Below are 19380 nucleotides of genomic sequence, written 5' to 3' on the forward strand. Positions count from 1 at the left end.
GGAGTGATCGACGCAGCGAGGCATCCGACCCATGCATAGACTCAATTTTCTAATCAGCCGTGGCCTGCTGTTCGTGGCCGGAATGGCCCTGCTAGCCATGGTGTGCCTGGTCACGGCCAATATCGTGATGCGCCAAGTGGCGTCTTCCTTCGGCGGCACCACCGAGATCGTCGGCTGGCTGACGGCTGTGGTGGTCTCCCTCTCCCTGGCTTATGCGCAACTGCACAAGGCTCATGTAGAGCTGGATATCCTGGTGGCGCGCTTCCCTGCGCGCTTGCAGGCCCTGCTGCAGGCCCTGGTGGCCCTGGTCAGCCTGCTGTTCTTCGCCATGGTGGCCAGCAAGCTCTGGGAGTACGGCTACAGTGCCATGCAGCGTGGCATGGTCTCCCAGACCCTGCGTCTGGTTCTCTATCCGATGATCTATCTGGTGGCGCTGGGCTTCTCCGCCTTCTGCCTAGTGCTGCTGTCGGATTGCCTCGGTGCGCTGAAGCGCCTGGTGGTGATGAAACGAGTGGTGATGCCATGAGCATGGTTTCGATGGCACTGGTCGGCATAGTGGCGCTCTTCCTGCTGATCCTGCTCAAGATGCCGATCAGCTTCGCGATGTTTATCGTCGGCTTCATCGGTATGCTGCATATCACCAGCCCGATGGCCGCCTATAACATCATCAGCTCGGGGATCTGGGAGCAGTTGTCGGCCTACTCGTTGAGCGTGATTCCGCTGTTTATCTTCATGGGGGAGTTGCTGTTCCGATCGGGGATTACCGAGAAGATCTTCGCCTCCGCCTATGCCTGGATTGGTCACCGCAAGGGCTCCATGGCGACTACGACCATCCTCAGCAGCGCCGGTTTCGCGGCGGTCAGCGGTTCTAATACCGCCACAGCGGCCACCGTTGGCACCATCGCCCTGCCGGAGATGAAGAAGTTCGGCTACCACCGGGCGCTCAGCGCCGGTAGCGTGGCCACCGGTGGCACCCTGGGGGTGATCATTCCGCCCAGCTCGGTGCTGATCGTGATTGCCCTGCAGGCGGAGCTGGCCATTCGCGATCTGTTTATTGCCAGCATCGTGCCGGGGCTGATCCTGGTGGCGCTGTTCGTGATGACCATTGCCTATCTCTGCCACCGTCGCCCCGAGATGGCCCCCGTGGGGGAACGCTCTCCATGGCGGGCGCGCTTGGCTTCCTTCAAGGGGGTGCTGGAAGTGGCGGCGCTGTTCGCCCTGGTGCTGGGCGGCCTCTTCGCCGGCTGGTTCACCTCCACCGAGGCCGCCGCCGTGGGCTGCGTGGGCGCCCTGGTCATCGTAGCGCTGCAGGGACGCCTGACCCTGGAGGTGCTCCAGGCGGCCCTGGCCAATGCCCTCAAGTCTTCTGCCATGATTCTGATGCTGGTGGCCGGCGCGGTGATCTTCGGACGCTTCCTCACTGTGACGCGGCTGCCCTTCTTGGTCGGTGAGTGGGCCGCTGCCCTGCCGCTGCCGGCAGTGCTGATCATGGCCTGTGTGCTGCTGATCTACGTAATCGGCGGTGCCCTGATGGACGCTATGGGTTTCCTGATTATCTCGATCCCGATCTTCTTTCCGGTGGCCTTGGCGCTGGGCTACGACCCCATCTGGTTCGGCATCATGGTGTGCATCGTCACCAGCATGGGCGCGATCACACCGCCGGTGGGGGTCAACGCCTTTATTGTCAAGAGCCTTGATCCGGAGCTGGGGTTCGGTGATATCTTCCGCGGGGTGGGCTACTTTATGCTGCCCTACCTGGCCTGCATTCTGCTGCTGCTGGCGATTCCCGAACTGGTCCTGTTCGTCTTGTAGGGAAGTGGAAGTCGTATGCATTCATTGCGCCAGAAAATACTTGAAATTTCATGTGAAAAAGAGGGGAGGAGAGAGCCATGGCCTCGGTGATCGAAGCCCTTGCCCTGGGCCAGGGCCCCAAGCGAGTGGTAGTCAAGGACAGCATCGATATCGCCGGCTACCCGACCCGGGCCGGTTCGGCGGCTCTCGCCGAGGTGCCACCGGCCGAGCGCCATGCCGAGATCGTTGAGCGCAGCCTGGCGGCGGGCTACCGCCTCGTCGGCAAGGCCAACCTCCACGAGCTGGCTTTCGGCATGACCGGCCTCAACGCCTGGACTGGTACTCCCCAGAACCCGAGTTTCCCGGAGTGGATTCCCGGCGGATCCTCCAGCGGTTCGGCAACGGCGGTAGCGGCGGGACTGGCTGAGGTGGGCATCGGCACCGATACCGGCGGCTCGATCCGCCTGCCCGCTGCTTGCTGCGGCCTCTATGGCCTCAAGCCGAGCTTCGGGCGTCTCGATCGACGCGGGGTGATGCCGGCGCTCAGCAGCCTTGATTGCATTGGGCCCATTACCGCCGACCTGGAGGAACTGATCGCTTTCATGGCAGCGGTGGATCCGTGCTTCGTTATGCCATCAAGCGGCGAGGCACCGCGGCTGGCCTGGCTTCGGGTGGCAGCCGACGATGCCATCCAGGCCGCGGTGGAGGAACGTCTGGCCGCCTCGTCACTGCCCGCTTCGCCAGCCAGCCTCGCGCTGCTGGAGGAGGCCTATGGGGCGGCTATGGCGGTGATCAACCGCGAGACCTTCGAGGGCTACGCGGCCTGGCGGGACGACCCTCGCCTGGGCGCAGACGTGGCCAAGCGGCTGCGGGCGGCGGGACAGACCAGCGATGCCGAGCTGCGCGAGGCCGAGGCGCTGCGCCGTGCTTTTACCGCCGAGGTGGATCGGCTGCTCGAGACTCACGATGCCCTAGTCTTGCCGACCCTGCCCCACGCGCCCTTGACCCGGTCGGCGGCGGAGGCTGGCGAGCAGGACCTGATGATTTCCGCGCTGTTGCGGCCCTTCAACCTCTCCGGACACCCCGCCCTGACACTGCCGCTGTCACCCCAGGCGGGGTATCCGCTGGCGCTGCAGCTGGTGGGGCGGCGCGGCGATGATGCCGGCCTCTGTCGGGTCTCGCGTCTCCTGGCCGGAGCCCCACGAGCGAACGCCACCGACTAAAACAGCAGGAGTTGCTTATGCATAGCACTGTCGACAAGTCCCAATGGGGTGGGGAAGCCCGCTTCGATGCGCTACTCGCGGCCATTCGCCAGCGTAGGGGGGAATTCGAGGCACAGCGCCATATTTCCCAAGATATCATCGAGGAGTTCCAGGCCATCGGCGTCTATCGAGCCATGGTGCCGACCCGCTATGGTGGCGACGAGAAGGCCCCTGCCGAATTCCTGAAAATGGTCGAAGCGGTCTCGGCGGCGGACGGCTCCGCCGGCTGGGTGGCGAGCTTCGGCATGAATCCCGCCTACCTGGCGGCCCTGCCTCCGGAGACCATCGCCGAGGTGTGGAAGGACTCCCCCGACGTGGTCTTCGCCGGCGGCATTTTCCCGCCCCAGCCCGCCGAGCGGGTCGATCGTGGTTTCCGCATCTCGGGGCGCTGGAAGTACGCCAGCGGCTGCATGGGCGCCTCCCTGTGCGGGGTGGGCATCCTGCCTGATGAGGAGGGGGCTCTGCCACGCATGGCAGTGCTGCCCCGCGACCGGGTGGTGATCGACCCGACCTGGGACATGCTGGGCATGGTGGCCACCGGCAGCCACGACCTGGTGGTCGAGGACGCCTATGTGCCGGAGGAGTGGACTTTCGTGCGCGGCGGCAAGCCCACCATCGAGGCGCCCTTCTTCCGCTACCCCTCGCTTTCCTTCGCCGCCCAAGTGCTGGCGGTGACCACCCTGGGCCTGGCCCGGGAGGCGCTGGACATCGTTCGCGCCATGGCCGGCGGGCGCAAGTCGGTCACCGGGGCCCCCAACTTGAGCGAGAGGGAATATGCCCAGATCGCCCTTGGCAAGGCCGAGGCCAGGGTGCGCGCCGCCAGGGCCTTCTTCTATGACAGCACCGAGGCCGCCTGGGCGGCCATTGAGGCTGGGGGCGAGCCGAGCCGCGACCAGGTCAACCTGCTGCGTCTCTCCACCACTCACTTGACTCAGGAGTGCGCCGGGGCGATTCGTGACGTCTACCACATCAGCGGCATGACCGGGGCCGATAACGGCCACCCTCTATCACGAATCCTGCGCGACGCCCAGCTCTGCACCCAGCACGCCTTCATGGGCGAGATCACCTGGAAGAACGCCGGAGCTATCTTCTTCGGCCATGAGCCCTTGCCGGGCTACCTCTAAGCGACGTTGTCCACATCGACCCAACGGAGATCACCCCTATGCATCGTGTACTTTTCTGCATTGGCATCAACCAGAACTTCATGGACGCCCCCACCGAGGAGGGCAAGCAGGTCTGGCAGGCCTTCAGCCAGATGATGCAGGGCATCGATGAGCTGCCCGGCGTCAACATCCTGGGGATCATGGATGACGACCGCATCATGGTTGGTCCGTCCGCCACCGCCCCCTGGACCTGCTACATCATGGCCGACGTCCCGGACTACGAGAGCGTCGTCGCCGCCTGCAACTTTTTCCGCACTATCCCGGTGGGCGAAGGCCCCTACAAGCTGTGGAAGTACGCCCGCGTCGAGGCGCGTATTGGCCGCGAGCTGGTCGTCCCCGATTAGGGAGTGGCCATGGCCTGCCGACCCGGATCATTCGACAAGGAGACGACAATGAACAAGCTGATCGATATCGAAAACATTACCGCCGATCCCGCCCGCTTGGTGGAGGAAGGGCGCATCCATAAGAGCCTCTACTCCAATCCTGCGATCTTCGAGCAGGAGCTGGAACGGATCTTCAACAAGACTTGGGTGTGGGTGGCCCACGAGAGCGAAGTGGCCGAGGCCGGCAGCTACAAGACCGCCTTCATTGGTCGCCAGCCGGTAATCATCAGTCGCGACCGCAAGAAGAAAATCCATGTGTTACTCAACCGCTGCCGCCACCGGGGCGCCACCGTCTGCGAGGGAAAAAAGGGCAAGACTCGTGCCTTCACCTGCCCCTATCACGGTTGGGGCTACTCTTTGGATGGCGAGCTGCGCGCCATTCCTAAGGCCGAAGAGTATGAGGGCGTTATCGACAAGCAGGAATTGCCGCTGGAGCGCCTTCGCCACGACTCTTACCAGGGGATGATCTTCGCCACCTTCAATGAGGAGGCCGAGCCGCTGGAGACCTTCCTAGGCGGCGCCAGGAAGTGGATCGACCTCTTCATGAAGCAATCCGGTGGCTATCCGCTGCAGGTGCTTGGCGATCACCGCTTCCGCTTCCCCGGCAACTGGAAGATTCAGTTGGAGAACACCACCGACGCCTATCACTTCCCCATCGTTCACAAGTCCTTTATCTCGTCGCTGGACGACCAGACCTCCGAGGTTTTCGACTTTCTCGACGGTGAGGGCTTCGTTGAAGACTTGGGTAACGGCCACAGCGTCATGGTGATGATCCCCGAACTGGTCGACCTGGAAGCCAACCTCGACGACCCCATTCCCGAGCGCTTCGCGGAGCTGGCCGAGGCGCTGCGCGCCGAGGGCCATGAGGAGGCCGAGGTGCGTCGCCTGGTGCGCGCCGTGGGCGGCTCGGGCTTCAACCTTAACCTCTTCCCCAACGTGGCTTGCTCTATGGCCTTTTTCCGGGTGCTGACCCCAATCAGCGTCGAGGAAACCGAGATTCACCATGTGGCTATCGGCGGTGCCGGGGCTCCGGCTCCCTTCAACCAGATGCGCATGCGCCTTCATGAGCACTTCCAGGGCCCGATGGGCTTCGGCACTCCGGACGACGCTGAGGGCTGGGAGCGAGTGCAGAAGGGTTCGCTGGCCGGCCCTGACGGCTGGATTCTGGTCAATCGAGGCCTCAAGCGCATGCAACCCTCCGCCGACGGTAACCCGGCCGGTGCGGTCTGCTCCGAGACCGGCATGCGTGCTGCCTACCAAATGTGGAAGCAACTGATGACCGACGAGGCAGGGGAGTAAATAACCATGGCAGACAGCATGTTTCAGCAGGCGATCGACTTCCTCAACCGCGAGGCCGACCTGCTCGACCATAAGGCCTACGCCGACTGGCTGGGGCTCTGGGAGCGCGATGGCAAGTACGTGGTGCCGGTGGATACCCACGAGACCGACTTCGCCAACACCCTCAACTTCGCCTACGACGATCACGCCATGCGCGAGATGCGGGTGGCGCGACTGCAGAGTGGCGAGTCGGTCTCCAGCGAGGCCCAGGAGGGCACGGTGCGCAGCCTGTCGCGCTTCTGCCTGCTCGACGAGGACGAGACGTCGATTCACCTGCGCTGCGCCATGTTCCTCAGCGAGGTGCGTCTGGCCAAGCCATTGCTCTATCCCGCCAACGTGGAGTACCGGCTGACCAAGACTTCTGAGGGACTGCGCTTGCACACCAAGGTGGTGCGCCTGATCAACGCCGGCCATCACCTCAACACCGTCGCCTTTATCTTCTGAGGCCTTCTTGAGGAGAGGCATATGCAACCGATTGCCGTGATCACCGGCGCGGCCCAGGGGCTGGGTAGCGTCATCGCCGAGCAACTGCTGGTGGATGGCTTCCGCGTAGCCATCACCGACCACGACCGGGAGGGCGCCGAGCGCCTGGCCCGGGAACTCGACCCCACGGGGGAGCGAGCCCTGGCCCTGGGCCTGGACGTGACCCGCAAGGGGGACTTCAGCACGGCCCTGACGGCGGTGGAGGCGCGCCTCGGCGCGCCCACCGCCCTGGTCAACAACGCCGCCATGACCCCGACGACCCCGGTGATGGAGATCACCCCCGAGGAGTTTGATGCCGTGGTGGCCATCAACCAGCGCGGCACCTTTTTCGGCTGCCAGGTGTTCGGCGACTATTTCGCCGGTCGTGGCTACGGGCGCATCGTCAATATCGCCTCCCTGGCGGGGCAGAACGGCGGCACTGCCTCCGGCGCCCATTATGCCGCCAGCAAGGGCGCCATCCTGACCTTGACCAAGGTCTTCGCCGGCCAGCTGGCGGCGGCCAATGTCACCGTCAACGCGGTGGCTCCGGGCCCCCTGGACTTGCCCTCAGTACGCGCCGCGGTACCCGCCGACAAGCTGGTGGGCATCGTCGAGCGGGTGATTCCCGTCAAGCGCCTGGGCAACCCGGCCTTCGTGGCCCAGACCGTGGCGCGCCTGCTGGGCGACGAGGCTGACTTCGTCACCGGGGCAGCCTGGGACATCAACGGTGGCATCTACATGCGCTGAGCGTCCGTCGGCGAGGAGCGAACTATGACACAAGAGACTCTGACCCTGAGGGTCGCCCGGCGCCAGGAGGCCACCGACGAGATCGCGGTGCTCGAGCTGGTTGCCGTCGACGGCTCCGCCCTGCCGCCCTTCGAGGCGGGGGCCCATATCGATTTGTACCTGGACCAGGGGCTGGTGCGCCAGTACTCCCTGAGCAATGCCCCCGACCAAGGGGATCGCTACCGCCTGGGAGTGCTCAAGGACCCTAACTCCCGGGGCGGCTCCCGGGCGGTGCACGAGCGCCTCCACGAGGGCGTCGAGGTGGCGGCCAGCGCGCCACGCAACCACTTTCCCTTGGATGCCTCGGCGGGGCACAGCCTGCTGGTGGGTGGTGGCATCGGGATCACCCCGATGATCGCCATGGCCCATGCGCTCAAGGAAGCGGGCAAGTCCTTCGAACTTCACTACTGTTGTCGCTCGCGCAGCAAGGCGGCCTTCCTAGAGGAACTCGAGGCCTCCTTCGATGGCGCCCTGAAGCTGCACTTCGACGACCAGGGCCAGGGGCAGATGCTGGACATCGCGTCCTTGGTGGATGGCTGCGGCGAGCAGACCCATCTCTATGTCTGCGGTCCCACCGGGTTTATGAACTGGGTGATCGGCACCGCCAGGGAGCGTGGCCTGCCCTCCGAGCGCGTGCACTTCGAGTACTTCAACGCCGAGATCGACACCAGCGGCGGCGCCTTCGAGGTGGAGGCCGCGGCCAGCGGCGTTACCGTCCGGGTGGAAGAGGGCATGTCCATCGCCCAGGCGCTCAAGGCCGCCGGAGTCAAGGTGGACGTCTCCTGCGAGGAGGGTATCTGTGGCACCTGCATCTGCGATGTGCTGGAGGGCATTCCTGACCACCGCGATCACTTCCTCAATGACGAGGAGAAGGCCGACAACGACCAGATGGCGGTGTGCTGCTCGCGGGCCAAGAGCGAGCGCCTAGTCATCGACTTGTAGCACAGCCTGACGAGGAGGACGTTAAAATGGGTGCATGGAATCGGCGCTGGTGCGAGCGAATCCTTGACTTCTGTGGCCTCTGCCTTCTGGCTATCGCCTTCGTCATCGGTCTCGGCGTGGCGATGCACCTGCTGGGGCTGTCGCGGCTGATCGACTTCGAGCGCTCCTACTGGCTGGTGGGGCGGGCGATCACTTTCAACAGCCTGATGGGGCTGCAGGTGCTGCTCTTCTCCATGGCAATCATGCTGGCGCTCGCCCCGGTGCTGCTGCTGAATCGCCATGTGCGGGTCGATGTCCTGCACGGGCGGCTGTCGCGGCGCGGGCAGCGTTGGCTCGAGCTGGGCGGTCATCTGGGCTTCGCGCTGCCCTTCTTTGGTTTCCTGCTGTGGCCCGCCTGGCGCTTTGTCGAGCGTGCCTTCTTGACCGGTGAGCGCTCGACGGATGGCGGGCTGAATGATCTCTATTTGATCAAGGCGATGCTGCCCCTGGGCATCGTCATGGTCCTGGTGGCGCTACTCATCGCGATTGCTTGCCTGCTGCGCGGGCGCACCCCGCGGGAGGTGGCCCATGGCTGAGCTGTGGATGCCGCTGATAATGGTGGCGCTGCTTTTTGTGGGCATCCTTTCCGGTTACCCCGTAGCGCTGGTGCTGGGAGGCGTCTCGACGCTCTTCCTGCTGCTCTCCGACTTGCCCCTGGCTTTCGCCAACCTGATGCTGTCACGGGTCTATGCCAACGCCTTGAGCAACTGGCTCTATGTGGCCATCCCGATGTTTATTCTGATGGGATTGCTGCTTGAGCGCACCGGCCTGGCACGGGATGCCTTCGGGGTCAGCGAGCGGCTGCTGCACCGCTTGCCGGGACACCTCTCCCTGACCGTGCTGTTCGTGGGCGGGCTGCTGGCGGCGACCACTGGCGTGGTCGGGGCCTCGGTGGTCCTGCTATCGGTGCTGGCGCTACCGCGGATGCTCGATGCCGGCTATTCGGCGCGTGCCTCCTCGGGGTTAATCTCGGCCTCGGGGACCCTAGCGATCCTGATGCCGCCTTCGGTGATGCTGATCATCCTCGCCAGCCTGGTCGCGGTACCTGTGGGCCAGCTGTTCCGCGCCGCCCTGGTGCCCAGCGCCTTGCTGATCCTGCTTTATATTCTCTACTCGCTGATCGGAGCCTGGTGGCGGACCCGCCAAGTCGGGATGCCCGAGCCCATCCCTGGGGCGCACGATCCGAGGGCCTCCGGCCCATGGCGGGATGCCCTGGCACTCTCGCCCTTTCTGGTGCTTATTCCCCTGGTGCTGGGGGCGATCATCACCGGGGTTGCCACGCCTACCGAGGCGAGCGGTATCGGCGTGCTGGCGGTGCTGCTGTTCGCCTGGCTCACTGGCAAGGCGCAACCGACCGAGGTGCTGGGCGCGGCTCGGGAGGCCGCCATCGCTACCGCCATGATCATGCTGCTGGTGATCACTGCGACCTGTTTCTCGCTGATCTTCAAGGGCGTCGGCGGCGACCGCCTGATCCTCGCGGCCCTGGGGCTGCTGGGAGCCGGCGACTGGAGCGTGATCCTATTGATCCTACTGCTGGTCTTCCTGCTCGGCTTCTTCCTGGACTGGCTGGAGATATCGCTGATCCTGATGCCGATCTTCGTGCCCATCGTCGGTCAGCTTGACCTCGGCAATGGCCTGGCCGGCGGCGCCCTGATGGTGTGGTTCGCCGTACTCTTCGCCATCAATCTGCAGACCTCCTTTCTCACCCCGCCCTTCGGCGTCTCGCTGTTCTACCTCAAGGGGGCCATGGGCGACCGGGTGGCTACCGTCGATATCTATCGCGGCGTGATCCCTTTCATCGCCATGCAACTGCTGGTGCTGCTACTCATCTTGCTGTTTCCCGCGGTCCTGCTGCTCTAGCGAGGCACTGGCTGCCCAATCCGATTCATCAAGGAACCCAACAATGAACAAGACCCTGACCCGATCCCTCGTCTTCGCTGGGGCCGCCCTGGCCACGAGCGGAGCCTTGGCCCAGACCCTGACGCTGCAGTCGGCCTTTCCCTTCAGCCTGAAGGTGATCGACGACTCCATCCATCGCTTCGCTCAGGATGTCGAGACCGCTACCGCAGGGGCTCTGAGCTTTACACCCTATGATGCGGGGGCCTTCTCACCACCCTTCGAGATTCTCGCGAATGTCGGCAACGGCAGTCTGGATGCCGGTTGGTCGGCGGCCAGCTACTGGGCCGGACAGATTCCCGCCGCGGCGCTGTTCCAGAGCATCCCCTTTGGGCCCGACGTGCCCCACTACCTGGCTTGGCTCTATGGCGGCGGTGGCATCGAACTGTGGGAGGCGCTTTATCGCCCCCACAACGTGGTGCCGATCCCCTGCGGGGCAATGATTTCCGAAGCCGGGGGCTGGTTCGTCGCCGAGATCTCCGGGGTCGATGACCTGAGCGGCATGAGCATGCGCATCAGTGGGCTCGGCGGCGAGGCGATGAGCCGGCTGGGCGTCTCCCCGGTCTCACTGCCCGCCGGCGAGACCTTCCTGGGGCTTGACACGGGGCGCATCGGCGGCGCGGAGCTCAGCTTCCCGACCATCGATGCCAGCGCGGGCTTCCAGGAGGTGGCAAGCCACTACTACTTCCCCGGCTGGCATCAGCCCGGCAGCCTTAATGAGCTGATCGTCAATGCCGACGTCTGGAACGGCCTGAGCGAGGATCAACGGCTGGCCGTTCGCCATGCCTGCAGTGACCTAAGCATTCATATGTATGCCCAAGACATGCAGGCCCAGTCGGCGGTGCTGCAGGAGTTCCGCGAGGCGGGCGTCGAGGTGAAACGCTTCCCCGACGAGGTGCTGGAGGCGCTGCGCGAGGCATCTCGCGACGTGCTGGAGGAGAACGCCGCCGAGCATGACGACTTCCACGAAGTGCTCGAGTCCTACCGTGCTTTCAGCGAACGCTACGAGGAGTACCGCGAGCTGACCGCCTTCTAGTGCGAGTGCCCCGGTCTTTGCCGGGGCAGAGCATAAACCCTGACAGGAGCCACGATATGCCTACCGTTCACGTCTATATGATGTCGGGTCGTTCCCAGACCCAGAAGGAAACCCTGATTCGCCGAGTGACGGATGCCGTCATGGCCTCCGTCGATGCCCCCGAGGAGAACGTGCGGGTGATCATCAGCGAGATCCCCAAGGGCGATTACGGCATCGCCGGCACCACCGGCGAGAAACTGGGACGCTGATGCCGTCCCGACAACAGCACTGGAGGATGGCCGATGAGCCTTGATATGAGAGATTTTCGCCGCGCCCTGGGAAAGTTTGCCACCGGGGTCACGGTGGTCACCACCCGCGATGGCGGTGGTGAGCACTACGGGATGACTGCCAGCAGCTTCAATACGGTGTCCATGGACCCGCCGCTGATTCTGTGGAGCATCGACAAGGGAGCCTACAGCCTGGCCGCCTACCGGGAGGCCGAGCACTTCGTGGTCAATGTGCTGGGCAACGACCAAGTCGAGGTCTCTAACCGCTTCGCGAGTCGTGGCGAAGACAAGTTCGCCGGTATCGCCATCGAAGAAGGCCTTGGCGGCGCTGCCAAGGTCAAGGACGCCGTGGCGCATTTCGAGTGCCGCACCTGGAATGTCTACGAGGGCGGCGACCACCTGATCGTCGTTGGCGAGGTGGTGCGCTACGGCTACCGGGACGGGGGCAGCGCCCTGGTCTTTCATAACGGCCGCTATGCGGTGCCCGAGCCACACCCTTTGCTGCTGCCGGTGGACGAGCAGAGCGTGCTGGATGGCCGCCTGGGCAAGCACCTGCTCTACTTGATGCGCCAGGCGCTGTCTGCCTACTGCGGCGACTTCTATCCGCGGCTCGCCAGTCTGGGCGTCAACGACAAGGAGTGGCGGGTGCTGACCCTGCTGGCGGATCGCGGTGCTCTGGATCGCGACACTCTCGCCCGGCGCGTGGCCCAACCCCTGGCTGACCTCGACGACACCCTAAGTGGCTTGAGGGAGCGGGCCTTGGTGACCGTTGACGAAGAGAACCGGATCGTCTTGAACGACACGGGGCGGGCGTTGGCGCTGCGCTTGTTGGCCATGGCTGACGACTACGAGCGGCGCCTGCTCGAGGGGCTATCGGCGGCGGAGGTCGAAACGCTCAAGGCGGGCCTGGGGTGTGTGATCGAGCGCCTGGGCGAGCCGCATTAGAGGCCACCGATTTTTCCTCTTCATGAACACGACCAGGAGAACCCTGTGATGTCGGATGTATCCCATGCCGAGCTGTGTGCCCTGATGGAGCGTCTCGAAGTCCTAGAAGCCGAGGCGGAAATCCGCCGGCTCCAGGCACGTTATATGTTTCTCTGCGATACCCCGCTCCCCGAGTATGGCGTCAAGGACGATGCCGAACGCATCGATCTCATCATGGCGCTCTATAGCGATGACGCCATCTGGGAAGGGGTCGGCGACTATTACGGCAACCAGTTCGGAAGGCTCGAAGGGGCGGGCGCTATTCGTCGTCACTTCGAGAGCTTCTGGGGCCAGAAGCGCGATCCCAAACTACTATTGAACGTGCACTACTTGACCTCCGAGCAGATCCATGTCGATGGCAATACGGCGGAAGGGCAGTGGGTGCATTGCCAACCATGGATCTTCTCCGATGGCAAGTCCCTTTTGCGTTCGTCACGGCTCAACAATGCCTTTCGTCGCGAACCGGACGGCAGTTGGAAGATTACTCGTACCCGCACCGAGAATGTCTTCGTTGCCCCGCTCACTCAAGGGTGGGCTGAGGATTTCGCTAGGACTTCGGTGCTGATGCAGGAAACCTGACTGCCTGCTCAGTTACCTCCTTGAGCGCTGAACCCCGGCATTGATCTGGATTTTGCGTATAGATGAGCTAGGCAGCTGGTTGGTTCTAGCTGTCTCAGAAGTGAGCACATGCTAGAATATTCCACTATTTCTTCCGCTGCCTGGGAGTGCCCTTATGGTTGACAAGGATGAGCTGGCGTCCTCTTTCTTTCCCCTATCGGAAGATTTCCGCTCCCAGGACTTTCCCTTCTATTGGGTCGCCAGGCTCAATGCCAAGTACAGTGCCGATATGGATGTGCTGCTCAAACCGCATGGGCTGAGCTCCTCCAAGTGGCGGGTACTAATGATCCTGAACGAGCATGGTCGCTTGAGCATGTCGGAAATTGCCATCCATGCCGTAGCCAAGCTCTCTACCATCACCAAGATCGTCTACAAGATGCAGGAGGCCGGATTGCTCAAGACTTCGCCTTCTCCCCAGGACGGCCGAGTCACAGAGGTGGAGCTGACCGTGAGCGGCGAGGCCAGGCTGGCCGTGGCCAGGGAACTCACCGGTCGTCTGGTGGAAAAGGCCTTTGCCGGCTTGGGTAAGGACGAGATCGTCTATATCAACCAGTGTCTGAGCAAGATATTCCGCAACCTGAACTCGTTATGATTCCGCGACTGCCGCTTCTGGCAAGACACACGGATAGTGATAGTGCCCGATACGCCGACTCTCTACCAGCACCTTGAGGATGACGGACCGGTGAAGGCTTCTCGCCGCGGCGGCTGCACAGCACCGGGGAGGTGAGGCTCTTGTCGGCCAGATAGTTGAAGCAGATGCCATCCCGGCGCACCTAGTTGACCTGCTCGGGGACCAGAGTGATGCCGATATCGGAGGCCGCTAGGCCCCGCGTGGTCCCCTGGCGGTCCTGCCACCGATCGCGTCGACCTTCAATAACTGGCGCGATGCCGCCCTTTGGCAACTTCTTCGGGTGGAGGTGTTCGTCTCGCCGTACCTGGCTGCATCCAACCTCATCTCCCCCAATGCTGGCAGCCATCGTGAGGTCAAGTAGTTCTCCTATAGCGCCTTTGACCGGCTGGTAAAGCCGGACGAAGTGGCGATGTAGAGAGCGTTTAACGCTAGCGCGCCAGGAGCGCACTAATCTCCTGCATCCGGGGCGAGCCTGCCTCGCCCCGGCGCCGACTGCAGATCACCGGCGTAGTGAGGGTGGCGTCGGCCAGATGCACATAGACAATGCCGCTGCGCTGCACGTTCTTAACCTGTTCGGGCACCAGGGTGATGCCCAGCCCCGAGGCCACCAGGCCCAGTGCGGTCTGCAACTCGTTGGTCTCCTGCACCACTCGGGTCTTGATGCCGCGGCGGTGGAAGAGCCCCTGCACCATGTCGGCCAGGCTGGGGCGGGGTAGGGCGGGAAAGAGAATCAGGGGATAGCGGGCCAGTTCTTCTAGGGTGGGCGTGGTGCCCTCAAGGGGATGGGCCTCGGGCAGGGCGGCTAGCAGCGGCTCGTCTAATAGCACCTCCTGCTCCACGTCGGGGTCGTCGATCTTGAGCCGGCCGAAACCGATGTCGATGCGACCGGTCTTCAGCGCCTGGACCTGTTGCACGGTAGTCAATTCGATCAGGGAGAGTTCGACCTCATCCTTTTGTCGTAGCTCCCTCACCAGCAGCGGCAGTCGGTCGTAGAACACCGAGGGCACGAAGCCGATACCGAGCAGCGGGCGCAGGTGGCGCTCCATGCGCCGGATGGTCATCGCCGTGGTTTCCACCTTGTCCAGGAGCTGGCGGGCCTGCTCGTAGAGGAACTGGCCGATGGCTGTCAGGGCCAATCCCTGAGGGCTCCTGATGAACAGGCGTGAGCCGAGCTCCTCCTCCAAAGCCTTGATCTTGCGGGAAAGCGGCGGCTGGGTCATATGCAGGCGCTCGGCCGCTCGGGTTAAGTTGAGCTCCTCAGCGACAATGCAGAAGGTGCGTAGCTGGCGCAGTTCCATTATGCCTTCCAGGGTATGACAGGGTGTCCAAACAATATTGGTTTCGTTATCGCAGCGCAATCACACTGCTCGTTAATCTCGATATCTCCCGGACTGAATACTGTCATGACACCTTTGATCGTCTCCATTGAGACGCTGCTGGTCGACTTGCCGACCATCCGTCCCCACAAGCTCTCCATGACCACCATGGCCTGCCAGACCATGGTCATCGTGCGGCTGCGCGACAGTGACGGCGTCGAGGGGCTGGGCGAGGGCACCACCATCGGTGGCCTGGCTTATGGCCCTGAGAGTCCGGAGAGCATCAAGCGCAACATCGATGCCTACCTGGCGCCACTGCTGATCGGCCAGCCTGCCGACAACCTCAATGTTCTGCGCGCCCGGCTGGCGCGCCATGCCCGCGGCAACAGTATTGCCAAGTCGGCGCTGGAGACGGCGCTGCTCGATGCCCAGGGCAAGCGCGTGGGCCTGCCGGTGGCGGCGCTGCTGGGCGGCGCCCGTCAGACCCACCTGCCGGTGCTGTGGACGCTGGCCAGCGGCGACACCCGCAAGGACATCGACGAGGCCTGCCAGCGCCTTGAGGAGCGTCGCCACTGCGACTTCAAACTCAAGATCGGCGCCAACCCGGTGGACCGGGACGTGGCCCATGTGGCGGCCATCAAGGAGGCCTTGGACGGCCGGGCCAGCGTGCGCGTCGACGTCAACCAGGCCTGGGACGAGACCACCGCGGTGCGCGGCATCGCCGCGCTGCAAGCCGCAGGTATCGACCTGATCGAGCAGCCGATTCCCGCCCGCGAGCATGCCGGCCTAGTACGCCTGGCCAGCCGCTTCGAGGTACCGATGCTGGCTGACGAGTCGGTCCAGAACGCTCGCGATGGCCTCGACCTGGCGGCCGGCGGCTTCCACGGCGCCTTCGCCCTGAAGATCGCCAAGTCCGGTGGGCTGTACGGGGTGCTGGAGCTGGCCCATGTGGCCCAGGCGGCGGGGATTGGGCTGTACGGCGGCACCCTGCTGGAGGGCACCATCGGCACCGCCGCCTCGCTGCACGCCTGGGCGACGCTGCCCGAGCTGGCCTGGGGCAGCGAGATGTTCGGCCCGCTGCTGCTCAAGGACGACATCGTCACCGAGCCGCTGCGCTACCACGACTTCGGCGTCGAGCTGCCGACCGGCCCAGGGCTCGGCATTTCTCTCGACGAAGACAAGCTGGCCCACTATTCGCGCAAGTAAGCCGTCGAGCAGAGACTGAAGAGGAGAGAGCGATGCTGTTTCAAGTGGAAATGACCGTCAAGTTGCCCCCGGAGATGCCGTCCGAGCAGGCCGCCGAGATCAAGGCGAAAGAGAAGGCGTACTCCCAGGAACTGCAGCGCGCAGGCAAGTGGCGTCACCTGTGGCGGGTGGCGGGAAGCTACGCCAACGTCAGCGTGTTTGACGTAGAGGATAACGCTGAGCTGCAGGAGATCGTCTCGAACCTGCCGCTTTTTCCCTACATGGAGATCAGCGTCAAGCCGCTGTGCCGCCACCCGTCCTCGATTCGCGACGACGATAGCTGACATTCTTGATTTCGATCTATTCTTGCGATGCCTTCTCTCATGGCCCATCGGGCTCGTGCGGGGCGGGCATCTGACCAGTGAGCCTTGCCATGAACTCTTCCGGTACCAATGCGCCATCCGTCGACAGGGCTGCCGTCTCCGACTTCAAACCCTTTTCTTTGGCCGCGGGAGTGATAATTGCCCTGGCCTCCTTCTCGCTCTTGCCCGATAGCCTGGGCCTCGATGCTCGCATCGTGGCGGGGATCGCCATGCTGATGGCGGTCTGGTGGATGACCGAGGCACTGCCGATTCCCGCCACCTCGCTGCTGCCGCTGGTGCTCTTTCCCTTCTTCGGTATCGCCACCGTAGGAGCCACGGCCTCGCCCTATGCGCACTCCATCGTCTTCTTGGTACTGGGCGGGGTGCTGTTGGGTCTGGCAACCCAGCGCTGGCAATTGCACCGGCGTTTCGCGCTGATGACGGTGCTGCTTGTCGGCACCCGGCCGGCCCAGATCGTCTTCGGCCTGATGGCGGCCAGCTGGTTTATCACCATGTGGGTCAGCAACACTGCAACGGCAGTGATCATGATGCCCATCGGCGGCTCCATCATCGCCCTGGTGAAGTCGCTAGGTAATGGAGAGGCGACGCCCAAGTTTTCCGCGGCGGTGCTGATCGGCATCGCCTATGCGATCACCATCGGCTCCATGGCGACCCTGATCGGTCAGCCGCCCATGGCGCTGATGCGTGCCTACCTCGAGGATTCTCACGGCCTCGTCATTGGCTTCGGCCACTGGATGTTGATGGGCCTGCCGTTTTCCTTCGCTATGTTGCTGCTGGCCTGGTGGGTGCTCAACAAGCTGGTGTTCCGTGCCGAGATCGAGGACATCCAGGGCGGACGGGCAATGATAGAGTCGGAGCTCAAGGCCATGGGGCGGCTGACGCTCGAGGAGCGTCGTGTGCTGATGGTCTTCGCCGGGGCGGTATTTTGCTGGGTGTTCCTGCCGCTGCTGGCGCGGGTACCGGCCATCGCCGCGGCCTTGCCCTGGCTGACCAATATCAATGACACCAGCGTCGCCATCCTGGCGGCTATCCTGATGTTCGTGATTCCCGCGTCACGGGGAAAGGGGACCCTGCTGGAGTGGTCGGCGACCCGCGAAGTGCCCTGGGGCGTTCTGATCCTGTTCGGTGGTGGCCTGACTCTATCGGCCCAGTTCACCGCTACCGGGCTGAGTGCCTGGATCGGCGAGAGCGTCTCGGGTCTGGCGGGGTTGCCGCCGCTGCTGGTGCTCGGGGTGACCGCTGTGGTTATCATCCTGCTTACCGAGCTGACCAGCAACACTGCCACGGCTGCCGCCTTCTTCCCGATCATGGGTGCCATCGCCACGGGGCTGGGCATCGACCCGCTGTTGATGACCATCGTGGTTACCTTCGCCGTCAGTTGCGCCTTCATGCTGCCGGTGGCCACGCCATCCAATGCGGTGGCCTTCGCTACGGGCGACCTACCGATCGGCCACATGATCCGTGCCGGTATCTGGATGAACCTGATCGGTTTGCTGGTGATCGTGGCGGCGCTCTATACCATCACCCCGTTGGTGTTCGGGGTCGGATTATAAGCAATATTCTAAACTCACTCCGCCGACGCTCATCGCCACGGCACCTGCGAGTATTCTGCCTCTTGGAATCCCCTGGGCCCGAACGTATCGACCGCAACAAGAGAATCAATACCGAGGTGAGTGAGATGCCCGGTGGTAGTTTACCCGTCGTCGACACCCGGGTGGGCCGAGAACTTCGCCTGCCTCAAGCAGTGCATCGCCAAGGCGCCGGAGGTTCGCTTCGTCGACGCCACGAGCGGCAAGACGTACCTGCGCGCCAGCTCGGGCCGCTTCGCGGTGGAGGACGCCGAGTTGCTGCAGGCCAGGCGCCGGAGTGTTAGCTGGCAACGCGCCCGGGCGCCAGAGCGGGCGCGTTGCATGGTTCGATTTTCGCTACGCTCAAAGCACCCCCTTGGCCTTGGCAGTATGCGTAGCGATGGCATCCATCAGCGGCGGCGAGAGGCAGTCGTAGGGCGGTAGGCCCAGCTCCTGTAGCCGTGAGCGGACTGGGCCCATGTTCTCCGGGTCGGCACCGGATTCGATGATCGACGAGACAAAGGCAGCGAACTCGGGGCCGGCCCAGCCCTCGTCGTAGGACAGCTCGGTATGGATGAAGTCGAGCCCATGGAAGGGATGCCCGGTGTTCTCGATACGGCCGTACATGTGCACGCCGCACTCCTTGCAGGCATGACGCTGGATGGCGGCGGCTGGATCGACCACTTCGAGCTTCTCCTCGTGGGCCGTGACCCGGAGCTTGTCGCGGGGCACTACGGCTACCATTGAGAATAGCGCGCCTTCGGGCTTCCAGCACTTGGTGCAGCCACAGACGTGGTTATGGGCGCACTGGGCGTCGACCGTCAGCTCTACCTGGTCGCCGTTGCAGTGGCAGTAGAGTTTCCCGCCGGTAAAGCTCTCGCTGCCGCGCTTGACGCCGTCATCGACAGCGGGATGAATGTGAACGCTATGGTGGCTCATGGTGGATCGACTCCCCTGTGTTGTCGTTGTCGAGGGGCTTGCTGCCGCGGGAGGCGGCGTGTGAGATGCGCTCGTTGCCGAGGCGGTTTTTGTTCCACTGTCGGATGCGGCTCTCGGTGGGGCGGGCTTGCCGCCGAACCAGCGCTGGATCATGTCCATCAGGCTCATGAGTGCCTCCTTGCCCTTGGCATTGTTATCGTTGGTACAGCTTCGGACGTGTATCGCTCCTCTCTGGGCTTCTGACGCCTGCGCCTTGGCGCGTCACCGGGCTCCTATTAAAAGTGCAGCACCGTACGAATGCTCTTGCCCGCGTGCAGCAGCTCGAATGCCTCGTTGATCTGCTCGAATGGCATGTCGTGGGTGATGAACTCGTCGATCTTGATCTCGCCGTC

21 protein-coding genes and 1 pseudogene are annotated in these 19380 nt (G+C 63.7%); 19 read left to right on the forward strand and 3 right to left on the reverse strand.

What is annotated here, in order from left to right; translation table 11 throughout:
- The first annotated feature begins 31 nt into the window (after window positions 1-31).
- The 16 genes from HOP51_RS18585 (at window position 32) to HOP51_RS18660 (ending at window position 13558) form a co-directional block, all read left to right on the forward strand.
- The gene (locus tag HOP51_RS18585) at window positions 32-526 is read left to right on the forward strand and encodes a TRAP transporter small permease (RefSeq protein ID WP_234275374.1); all 495 of its coding nucleotides are present in this window, start codon (window positions 32-34) and stop codon (window positions 524-526) included.
- On the forward strand, window positions 523-1812 hold the full coding sequence (locus HOP51_RS18590; protein ID WP_234275375.1) for a TRAP transporter large permease: 1290 nt from the start codon (window positions 523-525) through the stop codon (window positions 1810-1812). Before HOP51_RS18585 ends, HOP51_RS18590 begins: the two co-directional genes overlap by 4 nt.
- 77 nt (window positions 1813-1889) lie before the next feature.
- Complete coding sequence (locus HOP51_RS18595; protein ID WP_234275376.1) at window positions 1890-3014, forward strand: amidase; 1125 nt, start codon at window positions 1890-1892, stop codon at window positions 3012-3014.
- A 17-nt stretch (window positions 3015-3031) separates the two neighbouring features.
- Window positions 3032-4177, forward strand: a complete 1146-nt coding sequence (locus HOP51_RS18600) for an acyl-CoA dehydrogenase family protein (RefSeq protein WP_234275377.1) — start codon at window positions 3032-3034, stop codon at window positions 4175-4177.
- A 38-nt stretch (window positions 4178-4215) separates the two neighbouring features.
- Window positions 4216-4560 carry an IacB protein gene (locus tag HOP51_RS18605; protein ID WP_234275378.1) on the forward strand — a complete coding sequence of 115 codons (345 nt, stop codon included), beginning with the start codon at window positions 4216-4218 and terminating at the stop codon, window positions 4558-4560.
- A 48-nt stretch (window positions 4561-4608) separates the two neighbouring features.
- Window positions 4609-5898 (forward strand): aromatic ring-hydroxylating oxygenase subunit alpha, encoded by a 1290-nt coding sequence (locus HOP51_RS18610; RefSeq protein ID WP_234275379.1) that lies wholly within the window; start codon window positions 4609-4611, stop codon window positions 5896-5898.
- Window positions 5899-5904: 6 nt separating this feature from the next.
- The gene (locus tag HOP51_RS18615; RefSeq protein WP_234275380.1) at window positions 5905-6381 is read left to right on the forward strand and encodes an aromatic-ring-hydroxylating dioxygenase subunit beta; all 477 of its coding nucleotides are present in this window, start codon (window positions 5905-5907) and stop codon (window positions 6379-6381) included.
- Between the two features lie 21 nt (window positions 6382-6402).
- On the forward strand, window positions 6403-7146 hold the full coding sequence (locus HOP51_RS18620) for an SDR family NAD(P)-dependent oxidoreductase (RefSeq protein WP_234275381.1): 744 nt from the start codon (window positions 6403-6405) through the stop codon (window positions 7144-7146).
- 24 nt (window positions 7147-7170) lie between these two features.
- On the forward strand, window positions 7171-8127 hold the full coding sequence (locus HOP51_RS18625) for a PDR/VanB family oxidoreductase (RefSeq protein ID WP_234275382.1): 957 nt from the start codon (window positions 7171-7173) through the stop codon (window positions 8125-8127).
- A gap of 26 nt (window positions 8128-8153) precedes the next feature.
- Entirely contained in the window at window positions 8154-8702 is a 549-nt protein-coding gene (locus HOP51_RS18630) for a TRAP transporter small permease subunit (RefSeq protein WP_234275383.1), read from the forward strand.
- The gene (locus HOP51_RS18635; RefSeq protein WP_234275384.1) at window positions 8695-10026 is read left to right on the forward strand and encodes a TRAP transporter large permease; all 1332 of its coding nucleotides are present in this window, start codon (window positions 8695-8697) and stop codon (window positions 10024-10026) included. Before HOP51_RS18630 ends, HOP51_RS18635 begins: the two co-directional genes overlap by 8 nt.
- Window positions 10027-10069: 43 nt before the next feature.
- Entirely contained in the window at window positions 10070-11098 is a 1029-nt protein-coding gene (locus HOP51_RS18640; RefSeq protein WP_234275385.1) for a TRAP transporter substrate-binding protein, read from the forward strand.
- 5 nt (window positions 11099-11103) lie between these two features.
- The gene (locus tag HOP51_RS18645) at window positions 11104-11346 is read left to right on the forward strand and encodes a 2-hydroxymuconate tautomerase (protein WP_338073054.1); all 243 of its coding nucleotides are present in this window, start codon (window positions 11104-11106) and stop codon (window positions 11344-11346) included.
- Window positions 11347-11391: 45 nt separating this feature from the next.
- Entirely contained in the window at window positions 11392-12309 is a 918-nt protein-coding gene (locus HOP51_RS18650) for a flavin reductase (protein ID WP_234275387.1), read from the forward strand.
- A 48-nt stretch (window positions 12310-12357) separates the two neighbouring features.
- A complete protein-coding gene (locus tag HOP51_RS18655; protein WP_234275388.1) occupies window positions 12358-12927 on the forward strand; it encodes a nuclear transport factor 2 family protein in 570 nt (189 codons plus the stop codon).
- A gap of 154 nt (window positions 12928-13081) precedes the next feature.
- Complete coding sequence (locus HOP51_RS18660) at window positions 13082-13558, forward strand: MarR family winged helix-turn-helix transcriptional regulator (RefSeq protein ID WP_234275389.1); 477 nt, start codon at window positions 13082-13084, stop codon at window positions 13556-13558.
- A 467-nt stretch (window positions 13559-14025) separates the two neighbouring features.
- On the opposite strand, the gene HOP51_RS18665 is transcribed toward HOP51_RS18660, so the two are convergent.
- On the reverse strand, window positions 14026-14895 hold the full coding sequence (locus tag HOP51_RS18665) for a LysR family transcriptional regulator (RefSeq protein ID WP_234275390.1): 870 nt from the start codon (window positions 14893-14895) through the stop codon (window positions 14026-14028).
- 105 nt (window positions 14896-15000) lie between these two features.
- Here HOP51_RS18665 and HOP51_RS18670 point away from each other — a divergent pair, with 105 nt between their 5' ends.
- The 3 genes from HOP51_RS18670 (at window position 15001) to HOP51_RS18680 (ending at window position 18034) form a co-directional block, all read left to right on the forward strand.
- A complete protein-coding gene (locus HOP51_RS18670) occupies window positions 15001-16119 on the forward strand; it encodes a muconate cycloisomerase family protein (protein ID WP_234275391.1) in 1119 nt (372 codons plus the stop codon).
- 32 nt (window positions 16120-16151) lie between these two features.
- Window positions 16152-16442 carry a muconolactone Delta-isomerase gene (gene catC / locus HOP51_RS18675; RefSeq protein WP_234275392.1) on the forward strand — a complete coding sequence of 97 codons (291 nt, stop codon included), beginning with the start codon at window positions 16152-16154 and terminating at the stop codon, window positions 16440-16442.
- Window positions 16443-16531: 89 nt separating this feature from the next.
- Window positions 16532-18034, forward strand: coding sequence for an SLC13 family permease (locus tag HOP51_RS18680; protein ID WP_234275393.1), 1503 nt, complete (start codon window positions 16532-16534; stop codon window positions 18032-18034).
- A gap of 378 nt (window positions 18035-18412) precedes the next feature.
- Here the strand turns inward: HOP51_RS18680 and gfa are convergent, their stop codons facing one another.
- Window positions 18413-18988, reverse strand: a complete 576-nt coding sequence (gfa, locus tag HOP51_RS18685; RefSeq protein ID WP_234275394.1) for an S-(hydroxymethyl)glutathione synthase — start codon at window positions 18986-18988, stop codon at window positions 18413-18415.
- A 275-nt stretch (window positions 18989-19263) separates the two neighbouring features.
- Window positions 19264-19380: pseudogene (locus HOP51_RS18690) on the reverse strand (S-(hydroxymethyl)glutathione dehydrogenase); the annotation flags it as partial.

The sequence above is a fragment of the Billgrantia zhangzhouensis genome (assembly GCF_021404465.1).
Taxonomy (GTDB): domain Bacteria; phylum Pseudomonadota; class Gammaproteobacteria; order Pseudomonadales; family Halomonadaceae; genus Halomonas; species Halomonas zhangzhouensis.

Coding starts and splice junctions, on each gene's coding strand:
- HOP51_RS18600 (WP_234275377.1), top strand. CDS start 3,032: ATGCATAGCACTGTCGACAAGTCCCAATGGGGTGGGGAAGCCCGCTTC.
- HOP51_RS18655 (WP_234275388.1), top strand. CDS start 12,358: ATGTCGGATGTATCCCATGCCGAGCTGTGTGCCCTGATGGAGCGTCTC.
- HOP51_RS18610 (WP_234275379.1), top strand. CDS start 4,609: ATGAACAAGCTGATCGATATCGAAAACATTACCGCCGATCCCGCCCGC.
- HOP51_RS18640 (WP_234275385.1), top strand. CDS start 10,070: ATGAACAAGACCCTGACCCGATCCCTCGTCTTCGCTGGGGCCGCCCTG.
- HOP51_RS18605 (WP_234275378.1), top strand. CDS start 4,216: ATGCATCGTGTACTTTTCTGCATTGGCATCAACCAGAACTTCATGGAC.
- HOP51_RS18660 (WP_234275389.1), top strand. CDS start 13,082: ATGGTTGACAAGGATGAGCTGGCGTCCTCTTTCTTTCCCCTATCGGAA.
- HOP51_RS18585 (WP_234275374.1), top strand. CDS start 32: ATGCATAGACTCAATTTTCTAATCAGCCGTGGCCTGCTGTTCGTGGCC.
- HOP51_RS18595 (WP_234275376.1), top strand. CDS start 1,890: ATGGCCTCGGTGATCGAAGCCCTTGCCCTGGGCCAGGGCCCCAAGCGA.
- HOP51_RS18635 (WP_234275384.1), top strand. CDS start 8,695: ATGGCTGAGCTGTGGATGCCGCTGATAATGGTGGCGCTGCTTTTTGTG.
- gfa (WP_234275394.1), bottom strand. CDS start 18,988: ATGAGCCACCATAGCGTTCACATTCATCCCGCTGTCGATGACGGCGTC.
- HOP51_RS18625 (WP_234275382.1), top strand. CDS start 7,171: ATGACACAAGAGACTCTGACCCTGAGGGTCGCCCGGCGCCAGGAGGCC.
- catC (WP_234275392.1), top strand. CDS start 16,152: ATGCTGTTTCAAGTGGAAATGACCGTCAAGTTGCCCCCGGAGATGCCG.
- HOP51_RS18670 (WP_234275391.1), top strand. CDS start 15,001: ATGACACCTTTGATCGTCTCCATTGAGACGCTGCTGGTCGACTTGCCG.
- HOP51_RS18590 (WP_234275375.1), top strand. CDS start 523: ATGAGCATGGTTTCGATGGCACTGGTCGGCATAGTGGCGCTCTTCCTG.
- HOP51_RS18665 (WP_234275390.1), bottom strand. CDS start 14,895: ATGGAACTGCGCCAGCTACGCACCTTCTGCATTGTCGCTGAGGAGCTC.
- HOP51_RS18615 (WP_234275380.1), top strand. CDS start 5,905: ATGGCAGACAGCATGTTTCAGCAGGCGATCGACTTCCTCAACCGCGAG.
- HOP51_RS18620 (WP_234275381.1), top strand. CDS start 6,403: ATGCAACCGATTGCCGTGATCACCGGCGCGGCCCAGGGGCTGGGTAGC.
- HOP51_RS18650 (WP_234275387.1), top strand. CDS start 11,392: ATGAGAGATTTTCGCCGCGCCCTGGGAAAGTTTGCCACCGGGGTCACG.
- HOP51_RS18630 (WP_234275383.1), top strand. CDS start 8,154: ATGGGTGCATGGAATCGGCGCTGGTGCGAGCGAATCCTTGACTTCTGT.
- HOP51_RS18680 (WP_234275393.1), top strand. CDS start 16,532: ATGAACTCTTCCGGTACCAATGCGCCATCCGTCGACAGGGCTGCCGTC.